Source organism: Vibrio sp. Vb0667, from assembly GCF_033391095.1.
In genome coordinates, this window is record NZ_JAWPOL010000011.1 from 57,648 (window position 1) to 77,944 (window position 20,297).

Annotated in this window: 18 protein-coding genes; 13 read left to right on the forward strand and 5 right to left on the reverse strand. The window is 44.1% G+C overall.

Going from position 1 to position 20,297, the window contains the following annotated elements:
• The first annotated feature begins 98 nt into the window (after positions 1 to 98).
• Positions 99 to 758, forward strand: coding sequence for an NADPH-dependent FMN reductase (locus R8269_RS12705; protein WP_158159563.1), 660 nt, complete (start codon positions 99 to 101; stop codon positions 756 to 758).
• A 111-nt stretch (positions 759 to 869) separates the two neighbouring features.
• Here R8269_RS12705 and grcA read toward each other — a convergent pair whose 3' ends face one another.
• Positions 870 to 1,247, reverse strand: a complete 378-nt coding sequence (gene grcA / locus R8269_RS12710; RefSeq protein WP_005381814.1) for an autonomous glycyl radical cofactor GrcA — start codon at positions 1,245 to 1,247, stop codon at positions 870 to 872.
• Between the two features lie 326 nt (positions 1,248 to 1,573).
• On the opposite strand from grcA, the gene nfo reads away from it, so the two are divergent.
• The 3 genes from nfo to R8269_RS12725 all read left to right on the forward strand — a co-directional run bounded on the left by nfo (position 1,574) and on the right by R8269_RS12725 (position 4,093).
• Positions 1,574 to 2,458 (forward strand): deoxyribonuclease IV, encoded by an 885-nt coding sequence (nfo, locus tag R8269_RS12715; RefSeq protein WP_005381812.1) that lies wholly within the window; start codon positions 1,574 to 1,576, stop codon positions 2,456 to 2,458.
• Positions 2,459 to 2,747: 289 nt separating this feature from the next.
• A complete protein-coding gene (ung, locus tag R8269_RS12720; protein ID WP_005381808.1) occupies positions 2,748 to 3,428 on the forward strand; it encodes a uracil-DNA glycosylase in 681 nt (226 codons plus the stop codon).
• A gap of 113 nt (positions 3,429 to 3,541) precedes the next feature.
• Positions 3,542 to 4,093 (forward strand): hemerythrin domain-containing protein, encoded by a 552-nt coding sequence (locus R8269_RS12725; protein WP_005381807.1) that lies wholly within the window; start codon positions 3,542 to 3,544, stop codon positions 4,091 to 4,093.
• A gap of 236 nt (positions 4,094 to 4,329) precedes the next feature.
• Here the strand turns inward: R8269_RS12725 and R8269_RS12730 are convergent, their stop codons facing one another.
• Complete coding sequence (locus R8269_RS12730; protein ID WP_005381805.1) at positions 4,330 to 4,515, reverse strand: DUF3545 family protein; 186 nt, start codon at positions 4,513 to 4,515, stop codon at positions 4,330 to 4,332.
• 721 nt (positions 4,516 to 5,236) lie between these two features.
• Between R8269_RS12730 and R8269_RS12735 the strand changes: the two genes are divergently transcribed.
• Both R8269_RS12735 and yaaA read left to right on the forward strand, forming a co-directional pair.
• Positions 5,237 to 6,670, forward strand: a complete 1,434-nt coding sequence (locus tag R8269_RS12735; RefSeq protein ID WP_005381800.1) for an alanine/glycine:cation symporter family protein — start codon at positions 5,237 to 5,239, stop codon at positions 6,668 to 6,670.
• Positions 6,671 to 6,780: 110 nt separating this feature from the next.
• Positions 6,781 to 7,557: a peroxide stress protein YaaA gene (yaaA, locus tag R8269_RS12740; protein ID WP_005381798.1), complete on the forward strand. Its 777-nt coding sequence runs from the start codon at positions 6,781 to 6,783 to the stop codon at positions 7,555 to 7,557.
• A gap of 109 nt (positions 7,558 to 7,666) precedes the next feature.
• Here yaaA and srmB read toward each other — a convergent pair whose 3' ends face one another.
• On the reverse strand, positions 7,667 to 8,890 hold the full coding sequence (gene srmB / locus R8269_RS12745) for an ATP-dependent RNA helicase SrmB (RefSeq protein ID WP_005381797.1): 1,224 nt from the start codon (positions 8,888 to 8,890) through the stop codon (positions 7,667 to 7,669).
• A 107-nt stretch (positions 8,891 to 8,997) separates the two neighbouring features.
• On the reverse strand, positions 8,998 to 9,717 hold the full coding sequence (locus tag R8269_RS12750; RefSeq protein ID WP_005381794.1) for a tRNA1(Val) (adenine(37)-N6)-methyltransferase: 720 nt from the start codon (positions 9,715 to 9,717) through the stop codon (positions 8,998 to 9,000).
• Positions 9,718 to 10,047: 330 nt separating this feature from the next.
• On the opposite strand from R8269_RS12750, the gene brnQ reads away from it, so the two are divergent.
• Complete coding sequence (brnQ, locus tag R8269_RS12755; protein ID WP_005381792.1) at positions 10,048 to 11,358, forward strand: branched-chain amino acid transport system II carrier protein; 1,311 nt, start codon at positions 10,048 to 10,050, stop codon at positions 11,356 to 11,358.
• A gap of 72 nt (positions 11,359 to 11,430) precedes the next feature.
• On the opposite strand, the gene fldB is transcribed toward brnQ, so the two are convergent.
• Entirely contained in the window at positions 11,431 to 11,949 is a 519-nt protein-coding gene (gene fldB, locus R8269_RS12760) for a flavodoxin FldB (protein ID WP_005381790.1), read from the reverse strand.
• 157 nt (positions 11,950 to 12,106) lie between these two features.
• Between fldB and xerD the strand changes: the two genes are divergently transcribed.
• The 6 genes from xerD to vpsR all read left to right on the forward strand — a co-directional run bounded on the left by xerD (position 12,107) and on the right by vpsR (position 20,057).
• Positions 12,107 to 13,024 carry a site-specific tyrosine recombinase XerD gene (xerD, locus tag R8269_RS12765; RefSeq protein WP_005381788.1) on the forward strand — a complete coding sequence of 306 codons (918 nt, stop codon included), beginning with the start codon at positions 12,107 to 12,109 and terminating at the stop codon, positions 13,022 to 13,024.
• A 59-nt stretch (positions 13,025 to 13,083) separates the two neighbouring features.
• Complete coding sequence (gene dsbC, locus R8269_RS12770; protein WP_005381786.1) at positions 13,084 to 13,872, forward strand: bifunctional protein-disulfide isomerase/oxidoreductase DsbC; 789 nt, start codon at positions 13,084 to 13,086, stop codon at positions 13,870 to 13,872.
• Between the two features lie 43 nt (positions 13,873 to 13,915).
• The gene (gene recJ / locus R8269_RS12775) at positions 13,916 to 15,655 is read left to right on the forward strand and encodes a single-stranded-DNA-specific exonuclease RecJ (RefSeq protein WP_005381784.1); all 1,740 of its coding nucleotides are present in this window, start codon (positions 13,916 to 13,918) and stop codon (positions 15,653 to 15,655) included.
• 173 nt (positions 15,656 to 15,828) lie between these two features.
• Positions 15,829 to 16,927 (forward strand): peptide chain release factor 2 gene (gene prfB / locus R8269_RS12780; RefSeq protein ID WP_100068604.1). Its coding sequence is split into 2 segments (ribosomal slippage): positions 15,829 to 15,903 and positions 15,905 to 16,927, totalling 1,098 coding nucleotides; the frame shifts between segments, so codons are not numbered across the junction.
• 34 nt (positions 16,928 to 16,961) lie between these two features.
• The gene (gene lysS / locus R8269_RS12785; RefSeq protein ID WP_005381781.1) at positions 16,962 to 18,479 is read left to right on the forward strand and encodes a lysine--tRNA ligase; all 1,518 of its coding nucleotides are present in this window, start codon (positions 16,962 to 16,964) and stop codon (positions 18,477 to 18,479) included.
• A gap of 243 nt (positions 18,480 to 18,722) precedes the next feature.
• Entirely contained in the window at positions 18,723 to 20,057 is a 1,335-nt protein-coding gene (gene vpsR / locus R8269_RS12790; protein ID WP_053304355.1) for a cyclic-di-GMP-binding transcriptional regulator VpsR, read from the forward strand.
• Positions 20,058 to 20,297 lie beyond the last annotated feature (240 nt).

Here is a 20,297-nt window from a genome sequence, read left to right on the forward strand (position 1 = left end):
GGTGAATGAGTAATCATTCACCTTTTTTATTGTCGGTAAGTTTTGACTCTCTTTATGATTGAGAAACGAACTTAACTAAATGAGATGGAAAGAGAAGCATGCATTTTTTGATTTTTCTTGGCTCAGTGAGAGACAGCACGCCACCACGACCAGCCCGTTTAGGAATGCGAGTCAGTAAAGCGTGTGAAAAACTCATCGCGAGTCAACATTCGCAACATACGGTCGAAATCATCGACCCTTTGAATTACGACTTTGGTGATGTGTTTAAGCCCGAGTTTGCTTATCACCGCTCTAAAGTTCCGCAGCACCTAAGTGAGCTGGCAGACAAAATCAAACATGCGGATGGGTATGTGATGGTTAGCCCGGAATATAACCATTCGATGAGTCCTGCTCTGGCGAACACGCTTAACCATTTCGGCAGTTCGCTGTTTTCTTACAAGCCGAGTGCTATCGTGACCTATTCTGCCGGACAATGGGGTGGTGTTAGAGCTGCCGTTTCTATGCGTACCTTCTTATCTGAACTTGGATGTCTACCTGTCTCTGCGATGATCCACATTCCGAAAGCGCAAGAAGTGTTTGATGAACAGGGCGTTGCTGAGGATGAGTCGGAGCAGACGCAGTGGGACAACTATATGAATCGCACTATGCATCAATTGATTTGGTGGGCAGAAGGGGCGTCACTGCAAAGAGATAGGCGTGATCCAACCTCTTTAGCGCAAGCGTTTCAGAAAGATCCTTCGCAAAGAAATGCACCTTAGAGGCGAGTTGCTTTCCATTATAGAAAGGGTTTAGAAGGATTCTGAAACAAAAAAAGCTTGGTCATTGCTGACCAAGCTTTTTAAATTCTAGCGAGCTAGTTTACTGAGAGATTATAGAGTCTCAGTAAAAGTACGAGCGATTACATCACGTTGTTGCTCTGGAGTTAGCGAGTTAAAACGTACTGCGTAACCAGAAACACGAATAGTTAGTTGTGGGTATTTCTCTGGGTGTGCAACTGCATCTTCTAGTGTTTCGCGTTTAAGCACGTTCACGTTTAGGTGTTGGCCGCCTTCGATACGAGGAGCAGTTTCGATTGCAACTTCACGGCTTTCGTATTCACCTAGGTCGCTGATTGCGATAACTTGGTCTGCTTCGTAGCCAGCAGTTGCAGCAACACAACGAGCTTCATTTTTTTCGCTATCTAATAGCCAGATAGAGTTTAGTAGGTCGTCGTTTGCCGCTTTTGTAATTTGGATACCTTGGATCATCACTATCTCCTAGACCACTTACGTGGTGATTATTGGTGTTAATTTTCGAATTTTCGTTGAGCTGAGTATTATATAGCTAATATCCACTATTTTAATATTGATTTGAGTCAAAAAACAACCAAAAACATTATTTTTATTAAGGTGATTTTATTGAGTTAAATCAATAAAACCTTTGAAAACAAACTAATTACAATTTATTTGATAATATAAAAAATATTTAATAACTTGTTTTGTTGTAAATTTACTACAAATTGAGATTAAAGTTTAAACTGGTTAACGCAACTATCTGTATTTAGGTAGCAATACTGAAAGTCTAAAGTGATTAAATGACAAACATGAAAAACAAGCTTGGGAATAAACTCATTGGTGCACATGTCTCTGCTGCTGGTGGGGTCGATCAAGCTCCGTTGAGAGCTCGTGAAATTGGCGCAAATGCATTCGCACTATTTACAAAAAACCAACGCCAGTGGGTGGCGAAGCCTTTAGAAGTAAAAACCATCAGTGCGTTTAAAGCGAACTGTAAAATGCTGGGTTTCGGAGCAGAACATATTCTTCCCCATGATTCTTATCTGATTAACTTGGGTGCGCCGGAAGAAGAAAAGCTGAATAAATCCCGCGCGGCATTTATTGATGAAATGGAGCGTTGTAATCAGTTGGGGCTGACTTTGCTTAACTTCCATCCGGGTAGTCACCTAAAAAAAGTCTCTGAACAGGAGTGCCTCGCGACGATCGCCGAGTCGATCAATCTTGCGCATAAAGCGGTGCCGAATGTGATCGCTGTTATCGAGAATACGGCAGGTCAAGGCACTAACTTAGGCTGGAAGTTTGAGCACCTTGCTGAAATCATCGAGCAAGTGGAAGATAAAGATCGTGTCGGCGTTTGTATTGATACCTGCCATACCTTTACGGCTGGTTATGACTTACGTACAAAAGAAGATTGCGAGCGCACCTTTGCAGAGTTCGACCGTATCGTAGGTATGCACTATTTAAGAGCAATGCATCTAAATGATTCAAAAGTAGAGTTTGCCAGCAAAGTAGATCGCCACCATTCTCTAGGTAAAGGAGAGATCGGGTGGGATTGCTTTGAGTACATCGCGAAAGACCCTCGTTTTGATGGTATCCCTCTGATTTTAGAAACAATTGATCCAGATATTTGGCAGCAAGAGATCAACACGTTGCGTCAATTCCATTTAGCGGCCATTGACAGTTAATGGCGTAACCACAAAGTTGGCACCTTTCTTTCTTAGTCATTGAACATCAATCTCTGAATTAGCAAAGAAGGATGCCAATATGTCTCGACCACTCTCTTTTACTCCTTATGCTTACACTCGTCGCGTGCTTCGCTTACCGATGCCTAATCGTCACATTACCGGACAGGGGCATTTTCGAACGCCACAGAAGCATTAGTCTTTTATTACTTGTCTCAAGTTCGTGGTAAGTTTTTGTTTGTTTGAGTTTCGCTCGTTAGAATAGAAGCAAAATTTAGGACAGGAACTTTCCATGAATCAGTCACCCACTTGGCACGATGTGATCGGCGAAGAGAAAAAGCAGAGCTACTTTGTAGACACCTTGAGTTTTGTTGAAGCCGAACGCGCCGCAGGCAAAGCTATTTTTCCTCCCGCAAAAGATGTCTTTAACGCGTTTCGTTTTACCGAGTTCAAAGACGTTAAGGTCGTGATTCTAGGACAAGACCCATACCACGGCCCAAATCAGGCGCATGGCCTGTGTTTCTCTGTACTTCCTGGCATTAAAACGCCACCGTCACTGGTTAATATGTATAAAGAGCTGGCGCAAGATATTGAAGGTTTCCAAATCCCTCAACATGGTTTTTTGCAAAGCTGGGCTGAACAAGGCGTATTGTTACTCAATACGGTATTAACGGTGGAGCAAGGTAAAGCGCATTCACATTCAAAGACAGGTTGGGAAACGTTTACTGACCGAGTGATTGAAGCCATTAATCAGCATCAAGAAGGTGTAGTGTTCTTGCTGTGGGGGGCACACGCGCAGAAGAAAGGGCGCTTTATCGATCGCAACAAGCACCATGTGTTAGCTGCCCCACACCCATCGCCACTTTCTGCACATCGAGGCTTTTTCGGTTGTAAGCATTTCTCTCAAGCAAACCAGTTGCTTACATCACAAGAAAAAGCACCAATTAACTGGCATTTGCCATTAACGGTATAAATGAAGAGACAGCGATCATGGATGGTATGATCGCTGTTTTTTTGAGCACGCTCGAGGCTGATAGTAAATTTCTCATGTACACTTACTAAAAGTAGGTGTTAAGGAGAGACGCTATGATGATCGAAAGAATTCGACGCGAACATGGTTATATGGTTCGTCTGTTGGCGATACTGCGCCATAAGCTTAATGAGATAAAAAAAGAACGTGTAATCAACTATGCGTTAGTAAGCGAGATTGTTGATTACCTCTCTAATCATTCGGAGAAAGTACACCACCCGAAAGAAGATATCCTCTATCACCACTTTCTTGAACACTATGGTAAGCAACAAACCATGGAAAATTTAGAGAAAGAACATCTAGAGTTAGCGAGTAAAACCAGAGAGTTTTCATCCGTGATAGAGATGATCCTTCAGGATGCTGTTGTGCCACAAGACATGTTTGTCGCTCACCTAGAAGATTTCATAGAATCGCAAAGGCACCACTTGGAGCTAGAAGAGCGAAAAATTTTGCCTCTCATTGAAGAGTTATTTACCACAGAAGATTGGCAGCATGTCGAGAGCTTATGGAGCGTCAGTGAGGATGACCCTGTGTTTGGTGACACGATTGCTGATCGTTATAAGCAGTTGGCCGAACGTGTTCGTCAAAGTGATACTGAATATGTTTAAGACTGAATGATGAAACCTGAGCGAGCGAAAGCCGTCTCTCGGGTTTGTGAGATACATTTCTTATTTATTGGGAATCAACCGAAAATTTAGTGTGCATATTTCTCGGCAAAAAGTACGGAAGATTCTCATTGAGTAATAATGGTATTCATACTTAAACCTTGGTACATAAACTCACGGTGTTTACGGTCACTGTAAACAAAAAACAAAAGGCACCTGTAAGGTGCCTTTTGTTTGAATTAGAGTTTAATGTCTTCCAAGTTATAATCGGTACAGACATCAAGTTCGCGCAGCTCTTTAAGCAAATTGCGTCTGTCGTTCATCTCTTCTATTTCACGCCACTTTCGCTTTACTGGTTTGGCACGAGATTTGGTTGTTGAGGTAGTATCCAGATTAAAAATGTCATCTAGTTGAAAGCCTTCCATAAGCCACCTTTACCTTTCTTAAGCTAAACTGTTGTAACCAGTCCTTGTGGAGTTTTTTTAGTACCACAATAGCCGTGAGAATAACCATGATATATTTCGCATTTGTGTCGGTAGCATGACATTTTCGTGCAAAAATATTCTCAAAATCACACTTTTTATTGCAACGATGTGGATAAAAAATGCACAAACGATCTCAAGAAAACGATTAAATAGAGAGATTTTCTATGTTAATTCGATTTGATGAATGGGGGCACTGCGCAAAGGTTAAAGTTGCATAAAATCAGTTTGATGAAATAGTGTTCAATTAGATGGTAAGTCACTAGCGTAAATTTATGTAACACCTTGTGAATACTAGCTTGTTCTTGTTTATACGGTTTACCATTCCATTTAATGAAGAATAATTATTTATGTTGGTGTTTGGTAATTGAAATGTTGCGCAGTTTGAGTGTTAAGTCTTCTATTTATGTTATTTTTTGGTGACTTTATAGTGAAAAATAACAATGTTATTCTTGTTGTTGCATATTGATTTTTGCGCTCCTAGGTTGCATTATCCGCCCGTCAAAAAATACGCTGGTACGTAAAATGGATGCATGAAGCGACGTTTACGATTCTAGATTGCCCATAAACATTACTTAAAAAGCTAAGCACACTTTGACACTTAGCAGGCAATTTGGTGGATGGCTAGGACGCATAGACTGGCGCAACTCACTTTGAGGTACACATGACAGACTTAATCAATTTGATGAACGATCTCCTCTGGGGCTCGATTCTGGTTTATCTTCTTGTTGGTGTTGGTATTTACTTCACCGTTCGATTAGGGTTCATTCAGTTCCGCCATTTCGGCCACATGTTCTCTGTTCTTAAGAACAGCCGTAAAGCAGACAAAGCTGGTATTTCCTCTTTCCAAGCGCTTTGTACTAGTCTTGCTGCACGTGTTGGTACAGGTAACATGGCGGGCGTTGCAGTTGCATTGACTGCGGGTGGTCCTGGTGCGATCTTCTGGATGTGGCTGATTGCAATGCTTGGTATGGCAACATCGTTTGCTGAGAGCACACTGGCGCAGTTATACAAAACCAAAGATGATGATGGCAACTACCGTGGTGGCCCTGCCTACTACATGGAAAAAGGCCTGGGCATGCGTTGGATGGGCGTGTTGTTCTCAGTTTTCCTAATCATCGCTTTTGGTTTGGTATTCAACGCCGTACAAGCTAACTCAATTGCCAATGCAATGAGTAACGCATTTGGTTGGAATAACCTGTATGTCGGTATTGCCGTTGTTTTACTGTCTGCAATTGTTATTTTCGGTGGCATCAAGCGTATCGCAAGAGTTGCTGAGATGATCGTTCCGATCATGGCACTACTTTATCTAGCCCTAGCGCTGTTCATCATGTTCTCTAACCTAGAGAAATTACCTGATGTATTGATGCTTATCTTTAAGAGTGCATTTGGTCTGCAAGAAGCAGCAGCAGGTGGTCTTGGCTACGCAATTGCACAGGCAATGATTAACGGTATCAAGCGCGGTCTATTCTCGAATGAAGCAGGTATGGGTTCTGCACCTAACGCGGCAGCTTCAGCAACACCTTACCCACCACACCCAGCGTCTCAAGGTTACGTACAGATGCTAGGCGTGTTCATGGATACGATCGTTATCTGTTCTGCAACAGTGGCTATCATCCTGATGTCTGGTGAGTATGTCGGTCAAGCAACAGAAGTGACGGGTATCGAGCTAACTCAGCGTGCATTGAGCTCACAAGTTGGCGATTGGGGCGGCATCTTTGTTGCTGTGGCAATCTTCTTCTTTGCGTTTACTTCAATCATTGCAAACTACTCGTATGCTGAAACGAACTTAATCTTCCTAGAGCACAATCATAAAGCGGGCTTAAGCATTTTCCGCGTTATTGTTCTTGGTATGGTTATGTTTGGTGCACTAGCTTCGTTACCAGTCGTATGGTCGCTTGCTGATGTCTCTATGGGTCTGATGGCGATAGTCAACTTGGTGGCGATCATCTTGCTATCTGGCATCGTGATTAAACTGGCCAAAGATTACAATCGCCAGCTTGGTGAAGGCAAAGTGCCAACATTTGATGCGAATGATTTCCCAGAGCTGAAATCTCAGCTTGAAGAAGGCATTTGGTACAACGATAAAAAAGACTAAGTGAGCTATCACTCATAGTTGAAAGCTATTAGTACGATGTAAAAAGCCATGCAGACAATGCATGGCTTTTTTTGTACCCTATTAAAAACAAAATTAGAGAAGGGAAAGTCATGCTTATCGTAGTTTCTCCAGCGAAGACTCTTGATTACGAGTCTCCGTTAGCGACAGAAAAATTTACTCAACCTGAGTTGGTCGAATACTCAAAAGAGCTTATCGATGTATGCCGCAAACTGACTCCTGCTGATGTTGCCTCTTTAATGAAAGTGAGCGACAAGATTGCCGATTTAAATGTGGGCCGATTCCAAGAGTGGAGTGAAACGTTTACCACGGAAAACTCACGACAAGCCATTCTTGCATTTAAAGGTGACGTTTACACAGGGCTAGACGCCGAAAGTTTATCTGAAGCGGACTTCGAATATGCTCAAGATCATCTGCGTATGCTATCGGGTCTCTATGGTTTACTAAAACCACTTGATTTGATGCAGCCATACCGTCTTGAAATGGGTACCAAGCTTGCAAACGACAAGGGTACGAACTTGTACCAGTTTTGGGGCAACGTTATTACGGACAAGCTTAACGAAGCGATTTCTGCTCAAGGTGATAATGTCCTTATCAACCTTGCATCAAATGAATACTTTAAAGCGGTTAAGCCAAAGAATTTAGATGCGCAAGTGATCACGCCAGTATTCAAAGATTGTAAGAATGGTCAATACAAGGTCATCAGTTTTTACGCGAAGAAAGCGCGCGGTATGATGGCGCGTTACATCATTGAAAACCGTGTTGAGAGCGTAGCAGACCTGGCGAAGTTTGATACGGCGGGTTACTACTTTGTGGAAGATGAATCGACGCCAACAGAGTTAGTATTTAAACGCGAAGAGCAAAAATAAAGCTGATTGAGACGTAGTCTACGTTAATCTCTATCAGCACAAACGAAAAAGGGTTGGCATTGCCAACCCTTTGTTATTTTCTAGCTTGAGCTACTTGGCCCCAACAAGATTACTTCTTCTTAGCGGTTTTCTTTTTCGCTACTTTTTTCTTGTCGTCTTTTTTCTTTTTCTTCTTAAACACAGGCTTTTTGTGTTTAGGACGCATCTCTTTCACGAAACGCTCTTTGATGTCTTCTTTCACGTAACGTGCAACGCGATCCATCATTGGTTGGTCGTGTGCTTCTACGATTGAGATAGCGTTACCTTTCTTACCTGCGCGAGCCGTACGGCCGATACGGTGAAGGTAAACATCAGCCGTGCGCGGCATGTCGTAGTTGATAACGTGTGATACATCCGGAAGATCGATACCACGCGCAGCAACGTCCGTCGCGAGCAGCACATTCACAGTTCCATCGCGGAAGCGAGAAATCGCATTGTTACGACGATCTTGCGGCATTTCACCTTGAATCCAAGAACATGGAATCTGTGCACTTTCAAGCTGCGCTCGTAGCTCAGCCAAACGCTCACGAGTCTTTAAAAAGACGATAGTGCGCTCAGCTTGCTGAGTAATAATGTGTTTTAGTAATTCCAGTTTGTGTTCAGCATCATCAGCTCGGTGGTACCACTGAGCAATTTTCTTACGCTCACGCAGCGGCGATTTTGCATCGATCTCTGCTGGGTCATTCAACAGATCAGCGGTAAAGCCTTCTACGCCTTTCCCTTCTAACGTTGCTGAGAACAGAAGGGTTTGCTTACGCCAGCGACATTCGTTAGATAGGCGATCGACAGTAGGAGCAAAACCCATATCTAGCATACGGTCTGCTTCATCAAGGATTAACCATTCGATTGCACGACAATCAAAACGTTCTGCATCAATGTATTCTTTTAAACGGCCAGGTGTCGCAACCACAATGTCTTGTGTTGTTGCAAGGATGTCGGCGTGCTCTTGGTACTGAACACCACCAGTGATGGTGAAAATGTTGAGTTTGGTATTTTTTGCCAAAGCACGTGCTTGATCGGCAATTTGCATCGCCAGTTCGCGAGTAGGCGTTAGGATCAAAATACGCGCAGGCCCAGGCTTACGACGAGGGAAGTCTTGCAAGTATTGCAATGCTGGCAGGACGAAGGCGGCCGTTTTACCAGTTCCTGTTGGCGCTGACGCTAGAATGTCACGACCGTCCAACGCTTGTGGAATCGCTTCTGCCTGAATTTTTGTTGGGCGTTCGTAACCCATCTCTTCAATGGCTTCAAGTAGGTTTTGGTCTAGATCAAGTTCAGCAAAGGTTCTGATCACAATGAGTTCTCCACAAGCAAAGCTTGGTTAATGGTTCGCCACAACAGCATAGAATACAAAAAGGTCGCACATTATAAAGTGATTGGTGATAAGGATCACATGTTATTTCACATCTTAAGATAAAACTCGCGAGTTAACTGTATGAAATCATCACTATAGCCGTCATTTGAACGGATAATTAAATGTGACGTCTGCAAATCGCAAGGTCGTTTTGACAGTTCAAATAACAGTCGGTGTACTGGTTTCTTTTCTGATGGTTGCACACGACAGATCCGCGATAGATACCAACTTTGGTTTAATGCTAGCTCAATGAACTGCTCGCCTTCGGTGATTGGCAACACAAAACTAGCTCTCCCTTCGTCATCAAGCAAATGATAGCAACGCTGTAGCAATGCGTTATGGCCTAGCGTATCAGTGTGCCTCGCGGTTGCACGTTGACTGTGTTTCGATTGCTCGCCGCTGTTGAAGTAGGGCGGGTTACAAATGATGCGTTGGAATGGATGTGTCGGCGTAAAGTGCAGTATGTCGGTGTGATGCACACTTACACGATCTGACCAAGGAGACTGGGCCATATTTTTTTGCGCGGCAGCAACGGCTGTTAATTCGATATCGACCGCGGTTATTTGAGCTTCTGTAAAGCGTTGAGCACACATCAGGGCAAGCAGGCCAGTGCCAGTGCCAATATCGAGAATTTTAGCGTCGTTAGGGCTTTGAACCCAAGCACCAAGTATTACCCCATCTGTGCTGACTGGCATACCACTCTCGCCGCCCTCAATACAAAATTGCTTAAAATTGAAGCCTTTAGTTTTCAGTTTTTTGTTCTTCATGATTGTTTTATATTTGCTCAATAATTAAGTGGATTGCTCTATTGTTTATTAATTGTATAGATTGTTGTTTTGTTGGTTATTAAATTGTATTGTTAATTGATCGAGATAAAGAACTGGACTGTTATTTGGATCTGGTTATATCCACTGCTTTTAAGTTTGAAAACTAAATTAATATGGTGTTTTTTTCTTAAAGGTTGCCAAATGATGAGTCTTTCGTCATTATGCGGCGAAAATTTTATAGATTGAACCACGTGTACTTATTGACTTTAGGTATACAAAAAGTGGTCTACGCATACACAACATTCATTAATTAAAAGACAAGGGTTATCTGTGAAGCAGACGTTAAAACTAACAGATATTATCGCAGTAGGCTTTATGCTATTTGCGTTCTTTTTAGGTGCGGGCAATATTATCTTTCCTCCTCTAGCGGGTCAGCTAGCGGGTGAAAACTTAATGCCAGCTATGTTTGGTTTCTTGCTAACAGCGGTAGGTCTACCTCTTATTACTATCGTTGCTATTGCTGTTGCTGGTGGTTCTTGGGATCACTTGACGCAAGATCTTCCGAAAAAAGCGGCAGTTCTTATGGCTGCACTGATTTTCATCATCATTGGTCCAGCGTTTGCAGCGCCTCGTACAGGCCTAGTGGCTTACGAGATGGCGGTGAAACCTTTCTTCCTTGAGGCGTCACAAACGCATCTGACAGCGTTCTCAGTGATCTTTTTTATCGCAGCGATGATGTTCTCATGGTTCCAAGGCCGTTTGATCGATCTTATCGGTAAAGTACTGACACCAGCATTGTTCGTTGGTTTGATCATTCTTGCTGTCGCTGTCTTCCTTGATCCTCAGGGCGATATGATTGGCGCGCACGGTGAATACCTAACGCAGCCTCTGACCAAAGGCTTCTTAGAAGGCTACAACACAATGGATACGTTCGCGTCATTGATGTTTGGTATGCTGATGGTTGATGCACTGCGCGGTAAAGGCATTACTGAGCGCTCTGCAACTACTAAATATCTGATCTATGCAGGTTGTATTGCTGCTGCTGGTCTTGCGTTTGTTTACATCTCACTATTTTACTTAGGTGCGACGAGTGCAACGGTTGCTGCTGGTGCTGATAATGGTGGCCTAGTGCTTAGCCAATACGTTCAAGCGTTGTTTGGTCCATACGGTCAAATCGTTCTGTCTGTCATCGTATTGCTAGCGTGTCTGACAACCGCGATTGGCTTGATTTCTGCGTGTTCAGATTTCTTCAGCTCGAAAACACCACTGTCATACAAGCAATGGGTACTGATTAATGGTTCTGTTTGTGCATTGGTTGCAAACGTTGGTCTTGCGCAGCTGATTTCTCTGTCAGTGCCAGTATTGTTTGCGCTGTACCCTGTGGCGATTGCGTTGGTTGCACTAACATTTGTGCGCAGCAAACTGCCGAATCCACGCTTTGCTTACCGTGCGGTACTGCTTGTATCTCTGCTGTTTGCGTTAGTTGATGCGGCAAAAGTATCGGGTATTGATGTTTCTGCGTTTAACATGTTGCCACTATTCGAAGTCGGCATGGGTTGGGTGCTTCCAACATTTGCGGCTATCGTGTGCATGTTCTTCATCGCGAAACCTCGCCCAGAGCTAGCACAAGAAACCGCGTAATCAAGATAATAAAAAGCCCGATGAATTACTTCATCGGGCTTTTTACTTTTTAATGATGACGTGTTTGCGCTATTAAAGCGTGTCGTGGAATTCCACAAGAACTTGTTCACACCATTTTTCGATGCGTTCATCACTCAGTTCGTACTGTGAGTCTTCATCTAACGCAAGTCCAACAAACTTGCTGCCATCTTCGATCAATGCTTTCGATGCTTCAAATTCGTAGCCTTCATTTGGCCAGTAACCGATAAAGGTTGCGCCTGTGGCTTGCAATTCATCGTGAAGTAAGCCCATCGCATCTAAATACCACTCTCCGTAACCTTCTTGGTCACCCAGACCAAACAGCGCTACAACTTTGCCTTTCAGTGGTGTGGTCGCGATGTCTTGCCAAATCGCGTTCCAATCTTCTTGAATTTCACCAAAATCCCAAGTTGAGATGCCAAGGAGTAATAAGTCGTAGTCCGCCATTAGTGATAACGGTGTCTCTTTCACATTGTGAATGTCGACAAGGTCTTCACCAATAAGGGTACGAATTTTCTCTGCTGCCATTTCGGTGTAGCAGGTCGTTGAGCCGTAAAAGAGTCCGATTTTCATTATATTCGTCGTTATTTGTGTTGCTGTTGTGGAAGATTCTAACCATAAATTGAGGAAGATTGCAGCGAATATCCTATGTGGGATGATTTTTTATGGTATTGGATTGGCAGGTGCTTTAATCTAAATACTGTAAATATAAACAGATAAGGAAGCATTCATGACGGCACAACAGCCTGTCAATCAACAAGATTTTTCGCTTGTTGAGCAATTCTTAGATGCGATGTGGATGGAGCGTGGCCTATCAGAGAACACGTTGGCTTCCTACCGAAACGATTTAATGAAGTTGCTCGTGTGGATGGAAAAACATCGATACCGTCTTGATTTTATCAGTTTGTCTGGCTTGCAAGAATATCAAAGCCACCTTGTAGATTTAGATTACAAACAGACGTCTCGTGCGCGTATGTTGTCGGCGATTCGCCGTTTATTCCAATACCTGCATCGTGAGAAGGTGCGCGCTGATGACCCGAGTGCGCTCTTGGTTAGTCCTAAACTGCCACAACGTTTACCCAAAGATATTAGTGAAGAGCAAGTGGACGCGTTGCTCGAGGCGCCAGACCCGAACGACCCTATAGAATTGCGCGATAAAGCGATGCTAGAGCTACTCTACGCGACAGGGTTGCGTGTGACAGAGCTCGTCAGTTTGACCATGGAAAATGTTAGCTTGCGCCAAGGGGTGGTGCGCGTGACTGGTAAAGGTGGTAAAGAACGCCTAGTTCCTATGGGGGAAAACGCGGTCGATTGGATCGAGACGTTCATTCAACAAGGGCGTCCTGCGTTACTTGGTGATACATCATCTGATATTGTTTTTCCTAGTAAACGCGCAAGACAAATGACTCGTCAGACGTTTTGGCACCGTATTAAGTACTATGCTTTGATAGCAGGGATTGATACTGATCAGCTGTCGCCGCACGTACTGCGTCATGCCTTTGCCACGCATTTATTGAACTATGGCGCAGATCTCAGGGTCGTACAGATGCTTTTAGGACATAGTGACTTATCGACCACGCAAATTTATACTCACGTGGCGACTGAACGATTGAAGCAGATCCACAGTCAACACCACCCAAGAGCATAACAATGGTTAGATTCATCCATGTCCTCTTGGAAAAACGATTTTACATTAAGGTGAATTTCATGAGCGTATTACGCCGACTAACTCTGCTGACTTTACCATTTTTTGTTACCGCTTGTGGTGCAGAAGAAAGTCAGGCTCAAACGGAGACTCCTGCGCAACAAGTAGCGCCAGCTGCACAAAGCGGCTTTGATGAAGCAGCATTAAAAACTAAGTTCTCAAAGCTTGGTTTATCTATCGTTGATATTCAACCATCAGACGTCGCTGGCTTATTGGAAATTCAAACCAATGGCGGGATCCTGTTTGCTTCAAATGATGGTAGCCACTTTATCGCCGGTACGCTTTATGCCATTAATGATGATGGCAGTTACAAAGATGTCATAGCAGAGCGTCAAGCGCCGCTTAACGCCGAGAAAATTGCGCAGTTCTCCGATAGCATGATCGAATACAAAGCCGACGATGAAAAGTACGTTGTGACCGTATTCACTGATATCACTTGTGGTTACTGTGTGCGTCTGCATAGCCAAATGCAAGGCTATAATGATCTAGGTATCACAGTGCGTTACATGGCTTACCCTCGCCAAGGTGCAACTGGCCCTGTGGCAGAGCAAATGGCAACGATTTGGTGTGCTGAAGATCCGGCGTCGGCAATGCACAACGCGAAAGTGAATCGTACATTTGATAACCCTGCGAAAGACTTAAAACAGTGTAAAGAAACCATCCAGGCGCATTACAATCTAGGTCGCCAATTGGGTATTTCTGGTACGCCAGCAATCTTCTTACCGAATGGCGAAATGGTTGGTGGCTACCTACCACCTGCAGAGCTATTGAAACGTTTAAAGCAACTATAATCCATTAGGAGCAGAGCCGGCAAAGTTGTCGGCTCTTTCAAGCATGATAGAAATTCAACGACGTCCTGAACCAGATCTTTCCCTTCTTCCTGATTCCATTCCTCCGATTCTTAAACGTATCTACATCAACCGTGGGATAACGGATCTTTCACAATTAGAAACGTCGGCCCGTGGGTTGCATTCATATCAAAAACTCGGGGGGATTGAGCAAGCTGTCGATCTTTTGTTTCAGGCGATAAAAGAACAAAAACGCATCATCGTTGTCGGTGATTTTGACGCTGATGGCGCGACAAGCTCAGCATTATCAGTGCTCGCGCTGCGCATGCTTGGTAGTCACAATGTGGATTATCTAGTGCCAAATCGTTTTGAAGACGGTTATGGGTTAAGCCCAGAAGTCGTTGACCAAGCCCTAGAGCTTGGCGCTGAGATGATCATGACGGTGGATAACGGCGTCTCATCAATCGAAGGCGTGCGTTACGCAAAAGAAAATGGCATTACCGTGCTCGTTACCGATCACCACTTACCAGGACAAGTGTTGCCTGATGTGGATGCAATGGTGAACCCAAACCTTGACAGCTGTAGCTTTCCATCTAAAGCGCTTGCGGGTGTGGGGGTCGCGTTTTATCTCATGATGGCACTATGCGTTCATATGCGAAAACACAATTGGTTTGCAGAACAGGGGATGCAAGAGCCCAAGTTGATGGAACTGATTGACCTTGTTGCACTGGGTACCGTCGCCGATGTCGTTCCATTGGATGAAAACAACCGCATTCTTGTACACCAAGGTTTGCAACGTATTCGTGCGGGCAAAGCGCGTCCCGGCATCCAAGCGTTAATTGAGGTCGCTAAGCGCGATGCGCGTCGTTTAGTTGCGTCCGATTTTGGCTTTGCTTTAGGTCCACGTATTAACGCAGCAGGCCGTCTTGATGACATGTCTTTCGGTGTTGAACTGCTGATGTGTAACAACATCCACGCAGCTCGTCGCATGGCAAGTGAATTGGATGGCTTAAACCAGACTCGTAAAGAGATTGAAGAAGGCATGAAGCAAGAAGCGATGGCTTTCTGTGAGCGCCTTCAGTTTGGTGAAGGCAATGAGCTTCCTTATGGCTTAGCCTTATTCCAACGTGATTGGCACCAAGGTGTGATTGGTATTTTGGCTTCGCGCATTAAAGAGAAGTTTCATCGTCCAGTCATTGCATTTGCTGATGGTGGAGAAGGGACGATTAAAGGCTCGTGTCGTTCTATTCCGGGGCTACACATGCGCGATGCGTTGGATTTCATCGACACGCAAAACCCGGGTTTGATCATCAAGTTTGGTGGACACGCCATGGCAGCAGGCTTAACGATTAAAGAGCAGGATTTTGAGCGTTTCAGTCGTTTGTTTGATGAAGTGGTAAAAAAGGAACTCGATGAAGCGGCGCTAAAAGGCGTGATCATGTCAGATGGCGAACTTAAGCCGGAAGAGTTCTCTATGCATGTTGCTGAACAGCTGCGATCGGGTGGCCCTTTTGGACAAGCCTTCCCTGAACCAATCTTTGATGGTGAGTTTAAAGTACTGCATCAAAAGCTGGTGGGTGAGAAGCATCTTAAATTGATGTTAGAGCCGCTTTATAAAGGTCACCCTACCAATGTGATGATCGACGGCATTGCATTCAATGTTGATCTACGCCGATGGCCAGATGCATCGGTTAAAACAGTACGTCTCGCGTATAAGCTGGATGTGAATGAATTTCGTGGTAATCAATCATTGCAATTGATGATCGACCATATCGAAGCTAAGTAATACCTAGATTAACCTTTCTTATAGAGTACGGTTGCCCCTAAGTGGGCGTAAAATTTTATGACCGTGCTCTCTCTCACCGCAATCTGATTTCTCATCCGAAATTTTCCTGTATCTCGGTCACATTTTTCAGTAGAATTTCTCGGTTAAATTCTATTCTAAAATGTTGAGTAAACATGTTTGAAATCAATCCAATTAAAAACCGTCTGCAGGACGTGTCTCAGCGCACAAATGTCCTGAGGGGGTATCTTTGACTATGACGCGAAGAAAGAGCGTCTAGAAGAAGTCAACGCAGAACTTGAACAACCAGATGTATGGAACGAACCTGAGCGTGCGCAAGCACTGGGTAAAGAGCGTGCATCACTAGAAGCGGTTGTTGAAACCATTGATCAACTAGAGCAAGGTGTGGAAGATGTAGAAGGTCTTCTTGAGCTGGCTGTAGAAGAAGAAGATCAAGAAACATTTGACGAAATTGAACCAGAACTTGCTGAGTTGGAAGAGAAGCTAGAAAAGCTTGAATTCCGTCGTATGTTCTCTGGAGACCACGATAGCTCTGATTGTTACATCGATTTGCAAGCTGGCTCTGGTGGTACAGAAGCACAAGACTGGACTAACATGCTGCTGCGTATGTACCTACGTTGGGCAGAAGCGAAGGGCTTCAAAGCTGAAGTGATTGAAGTCTCTGAAGGTGAAGTCGCGGGTCTTAAGTCGGCAACAGTTCGCATCTCTGGTGAGTATGCGTACGGTTGGTTACGCACTGAAACGGGCGTTCATCGTCTTGTTCGTAAATCTCCGTTCGATTCAGGCGGTCGTCGCCATACGTCATTTGCTTCTGCGTTCATCTATCCAGAGATTGATGAAAACATCGACATCGACATTAATCCTTCCGACCTACGTATTGACGTTTACCGTGCGTCAGGCGCAGGTGGTCAGCACGTAAACACCACAGAATCTGCGGTACGTATTACGCACGTACCTACGAACACAGTGGTTCAGTGTCAGAATGACCGTTCTCAACATAAGAACAAAGATCAGGCAATGAAACAGCTTCGAGCGAAGCTATTTGAGCTTGAATTGCAAAAGCAAAATGCGGAAAAACAAGCTAATGAAGACGCTAAGTCTGACATTGGCTGGGGTAGCCAGATCCGTTCTTACGTATTGGATGACTCACGTATTAAGGACCTCCGTACGGGCATTGAAAACCGTAATACTCAAGCGGTTCTTGATGGCGATCTGGACAAATTTATTGAAGCTAGCCTGAAATCAGGTCTATAAAGCTTTTCACCGACAAAAACAGGATACATCGAAAATGACTGATGCTGTTCAAAACGAAACTGTACTAGAAGAAAATAAGCTGATTGCTGAACGCCGCGCTAAACTGGATGCAATCCGAAAGAGCTGCAAAGCGAACGGCCATCCAAACGACTTCCGTCGTGACGCACTAGCGGGCGACCTTCAGAAAGAGTTCGGTGAAAAGACGAAGGAAGAGCTAGAAGAGCTTAACCACGTAGTAGCAATCGCTGGCCGTATCATGGCTAAACGTGGTCCATTCTTGGTAATTCAAGAAACTTCTGGCCGTATCCAAGCTTACGCTGACAAAGCGGTTCAAAAAGTACTTAAAGAAAAATACCAAGGTCTAGATATCGGTGACATCATCGGTGTTAAAGGTGCACTTCATAAGTCTGGTAAAGGTGACCTATACGTGAACATGGAAGAGTACGAGTTGCTAACCAAAGCACTACGTCCACTTCCAGAGAAGTTCCACGGTCTAACTGACCAAGAGATGCGTTACCGCCAACGTTACGTTGACCTGATCGTTAACGAAGACTCTCGTCAAGCGTTTGTAGTACGTTCTAAAGTAATGTCTGCAATCCGCAACTTCATGATCTCTAAGCAGTTCATGGAAGTTGAAACGCCAATGATGCACGTTATCCCTGGCGGTGCGAGTGCGCGTCCATTCATCACGCACCACAACGCACTAGACATGCCAATGTACCTACGTATCGCGCCAGAGCTATACCTGAAGCGTCTAGTTGTTGGTGGTTTTGATCGCGTATTCGAAATCAACCGTAACTTCCGTAACGAAGGCCTTTCTCCACGCCACAACCCAGAATTCACAATGATGGAATTCTACATGGCGTACGCAGACTACAAAGATCTGATGGACCTAACTGAAGAACTACTAAGTTCAGTGGCGCAAGAAGTTCTAGGTTCAACGTCAATGCCTTATGGTGATGAAACGGTTGAGTTTGGTGGTACTTACACTCGTATGAGCATGTTCGAAGCAATCAAGCACTACAACCCAGACCACTCGCAAATCCAAGCGCTAACAGAAGAAGACCTACAAAACCGTGATCTAATGGTTTCTATCGCGAAATCTGTTCACGTTGAAGTAGAACCTTTCTGGACATGTGGTCAGCTTCTTGAAGAGATCTTTGGTGAAACAGCAGAACCTAAGCTAATGCAGCCTACGTTCATCACTGGTTACCCAGCAGATATTTCTCCGTTGGCTCGTCGTAGCGACGATAACCCGTTCTTTACAGACCGCTTTGAGTTCTTTATCGGTGGCCGTGAAGTAGCGAACGGTTTCTCAGAGCTTAACGATGCTGAAGACCAAGATGCACGCTTTAAAGCACAGGTTGAAGCGAAAGAGTCTGGTGACGACGAAGCAATGTTCTACGATGCAGACTACATCACTGCTCTAGAGCACGGCCTACCGCCAACAGCAGGCCAAGGTATCGGTATCGACCGTTTGGTTATGCTACTGACTAACACGCACACTATCCGTGACGTGATCCTATTCCCTGCAATGCGCCCGCAAGCGTAATTCGATAGGATGAGTAAAAAACCACCTTCGGGTGGTTTTTTTTTGCCTTTTAGTTAAGTTAATTCAAGTTGTTGCATTTGCTTTTTAATGGGATATGCAAATAAACATTCGCCAAATCTCAATCTATTGCATAGTCTTAATACTGAGACAGACGTGAGGGGGCGGAGTCTCGATAATGTTACCCGCTCGCAAAGATAAGTTTGTGGCACAAAATTTCTATTAACAATGAAAAAGGGTTAGAGAATGGCTGGGCAGTTTAAGATGGATTCCATCCCGGGATCGCTTGTGGTAGTTGGCGGTACTTATGAGCCTTGGTTATCGGTACTGGAGCAAGTGGGCTGGAAGTGTCACCAAGTCGGTGACTTACGCAAAGCTAATACGCTGTTAGAAGATATTGGTCCATGTATCGGTATTGTTGATCTCAGCCATGACGAGTTCAGCTTGAATGGTTTGGCGAACTTAGTCAGCTCTCACAAACACGTACGTTGGTTAGCGTTTATTCGTGAATCTCAGCTTGGCACTGACACCATATGCCAGTTCATTGTTAACTTTTGTATCGATTTTTTCACAGCGCCGATCCCAGATGCACAGTTATTAAGCACAATAGGTCACCAGCTTGGCATGCTTAAATTGGAGAAAAAAGTTTGGCCTAGTTTTGGTAGCAGTTTAGATATGGGTTTGATCGGTGAATCTATCCCGATGAAACGTTTACGCGATCAAGTGAAGCGCATTGGTCCAACGGACGTCAGCATTCTGATTTCTGGGGAAAGTGGGACTGGTAAAGAGGCGGTTGCTAGGGCCATCCATAAAGTCTCTTCACGCTCTCATAAACCGTTTATGGCAATTAACTGTCGCGCACTCAATGAACAACGTTTCCAAGCTGAAGTATTTGGTATTAACTCCGATGAAGATATGGAAGCATGCCTGCTTGAACAAGCAGATGGCGGCACCGTGTTGTTTAACGACATTCTTACCATTTCAAAAGAGCAGCAAATGAATCTGCTGAGATTCTTGCAAGAAGGCACCATTGATACCAAAGATGGCGTAAAAGCGGTTAACGTGCGTATTCTTGCTGCTAACTCGTCAGATGTTGAAAAAGCTTTGATTGACGGTGACTTCAATGAAGAGCTTTACCATTACATCAACGTTCTGCGCATCAATGTCCCTAGCTTGAAAGAGCGTGCGAGTGACATCGCATTGCTGGCTCGTTTCTACTTACAAGAGTTCTCAAAAGAGTACAACTCGCAAGCAAAAAGCTTTTCTGAGGATGCATTCAAGGCACTGACACGTTATTTCTGGCCTGGAAATGTGCGTGAGCTGATGAACCAAGTGAAGCGAGCGGTATTAATGTCCGACAGCGTAATGATTGAAGAGCATCACTTAGATTTACCTCAACGTAATGACTCAAAGCGCAGCTTGAAATCAATCCGAGAGAAGAGTGAACGTGATGCGTTGCTGGTTGTTTTGGAATCTCATTCTGGTCAAGTTTCAAATGCGGCGAAAGAGCTCGGAGTTTCGCGTGCAACCATGTATCGACTACTTAATAAACATAACTTGATTTCCGAACAAGCCATGTAGTTGGCCTTTCCCTGTGTCAAATAGGCGAATAAATACAATAAAAGAGAGTGGCCACAGAGCCGCTCTTTTTATTTTTTGTTTGGTTTGATTTATAAAATCCGCAAATTTATATATTCCTCAGGTGAATATGTTATACATAAAAGTATATGAAACTAAATTGCGGTGTATTGATTTGTTTTTAATCAAAAAGGCAAAAAATGTTTGATATATATTCATCAAAGCTTACAATTTAACCGTAAC